Here is a 2581-nt window from a genome sequence, read left to right on the forward strand (position 1 = left end):
GGCCGGAAGCTGTCCGGCTCGTAGACATAACTGCGATGACGTTGCGCCTGATGCTCGGCAATCAGCTTGTCGCCTTGCCAAAAAAACTCCGTGGTGTTTTCGCCCACGGTTTTGCTGATGCGCCGTCCAAACGGGTCATAGTGATAGCGGGCGGTTTGGCCGTTGGGCGTGGTGATGGCGATCAGCCGATGCTGACAGTCGTAACGGTATTCGGTGACCAGTGACTGACCCTTGCCGTGTCGTTCACGGATCAGGTTGCCAAAGGCGTCGTAGTCGTAGTGATGATCGCCCTGGATCATCAGGCGATTGCCCGCGACGATGTCCGGCCCCGGGCGGTTTTGCATCAGCAGGTTACCCGCCGGGTCGTGGCCGAAACGCTCTTGCACGTCTTGCGAATGGTCGGCGCGGGTCAGGCGGGCGAGGGGGTCGTAGTGGTAGTCGTGTTGACCCTTGCGGGTGTCGAGCAGGCGGGTGAGGTTGCCGGTCTGGTCGTAGTCGTATTGGCGCTGGTAAAGGGTGTGTGCTTGCTGGGTGACGGTGTGGGCGTGCAGGCGGTGCTGGTCGTCGTAGTGGTAGTGGCTGAGCAGTTGGCCTTGTTGGCGCTGGTGTTCGCGGCCGTGTTTAAACAGGTGTGAGGTGAGCTGCGCACCATTCAACTCGACGGTGGAGAGGTGGCCGCCTTTGTCGTGGTTGAACGCGATGCGGTTGTTGTCTGTCAGGCGCAGGTGTTTTAGCTGACCACAGGCGTCGTAGCCATAACGCAGGGTGCCCCAGCCTTGGTGCTCGGCGGTGAGGCGGTTTTGGCGGTCGTACTCGTAGGCCAACGCCCAGTGACCGTCGTCGACGCTGAGCAGGTTGCCTTGGCGGTCGTAGGCATAGTCCACAACCTCGCCATCGGGCAGGGTTTTTCGTACGAGGCGCCCAGCGTGGTCACGCTCGTAGCGGGTGATTAGCTGACTGCCATCGTCGCCGTGTTCGATCTTTTCCAGCAGGTTGCCGTTGAGGTCGTAGGCATACGCCGTGCGCTGGCCGTCGAAGCCGGTTTCCTGCTGGATCAGGCCATTGGGGTGGTACTGGAGTTGGTAAGTCTCGCCGACTTCGTTTTCGATTTCGGTGAGCAGCAAACGCACGTTGTCGTAGCGGTACTGGACCTGGGTGCCGTCGGCGTTGATGCGGCGGCTGATCAGGTGCAATCCGTCGGCGTATTCGTAGCGGGTGACGTGGCCGAGTTCGTCGCGTTCGGCGGTGATTTTTCCGTAGGGGTTGTAGCTGTATTTCCGAGTGTCGCCGCTGGGCAGGACGATTTGGACCAGTCGGCCAACCTCGTTCCACTCATATTGGGTCAGCGCGCCATGCTCGTCCTCGTGGGTAATGCGTCGGCCCAGGTCGTCATAGCGATAACGCTTGATCCCGCCATTCGGTAGTTGCTCCTCCAGCAACTGCCCGCGTTCATTCCAGACCAGCCGGTGGCAGCTGTGATCGGGGTACCAAACCCCCGTCAGTTGCCCGCGTTTGTTATAGCTGTAGTCGGTGATGTGGCCGTCGGGATCGGTCCTACGCGTCACATCGCCCTGATCATTGCGATCATACTTCCAGACCGCCTGACCGCGCCGCACCACCCGTACGAAGCCGTTGTCATGCTCGTAGGAGGTCGGCTCGTCCTCGCCCGGAAACAGCGCCACCAAGCGTCCGGCATCGTCGTACTGATACGCCGTCACCGCGCCGAGCGGGTCTTGCTCAACCGTCAGCCGGCCCTTGGCGTCATAGGATTTAAAATGCTCGGCGCCGTCCGGATCGATGCGCTGCACCAGCCGGGCGCGCGGGTCGTGCACGTAGACTTCCAGGCTGCCATCGGCGTTGTGCACAGTGACCTGGCCGTCGTCACCCCAGGCATAACGCGTGTCCATCTGCGCAAAGCTGGCCCAGTGACGGATACAGCGCGCGGCCTTGCCGGCGCGTTCCCATTCCCAGTAGAAACTCGCGCCACCGGCCAACTGCCGCTCAAGAATGACGTGCTGATCGTCGTAGCGATAAACCTCGCGTTCACCGACGGCATTGGTCGCCGACACCAGTCGGCCCAGTTCGTCGTAGGCGTAGGAAACAACGGTCTGCTCGGTCACCCAAACGAAGGATTCATGGCCTTTGGCGCGATGAACCTGGTAGTCCACCGCCACGATGCGGCCCAGCTCATAGCGCAAGAACAGCGAGCGACCCACGCCGTTATCCAGCCGCTCAATGCGCCCCGAACGATCTCGGAAAATGCGCAGCCGGTTGTCGTACGCATCGCTGATGGCGGTCAGCACACCGTCGCGAAAGTGGTAAAAACGCGATGCCTGCGCCAGCACTAATTCATCCGGCAACGCCCCTAAATAGATCGCCGCTTCGGCCAGGCTATTGGTGATTGCCGGGCGCGACTCATTCGGCAAAGGAAACTCAGTGGAGCGGTTCTCATGGTCGGTCCACACCACCGAATCGCCTGAGACCACCAACCGATGCGCCAGCGCATGACTCCAGCCAAACCCTAGCCCGCAATCCACTTCCACCGCACTGGTGCGATACAACCGCGTCCACTCAAACGGCA

General features: G+C 61.3%; 1 protein-coding gene. It reads right to left on the reverse strand.

Annotated elements, in window-relative coordinates:
- Nucleotides 1–2581, reverse strand: a 2581-nt coding sequence (locus AC07V4_RS26895; protein WP_492638756.1) for a DUF6531 domain-containing protein, incomplete at both ends; no start/stop codon positions are given.

The sequence above is a fragment of the Pseudomonas sp. GW821-FHT03A09 genome, from assembly GCF_059421065.1.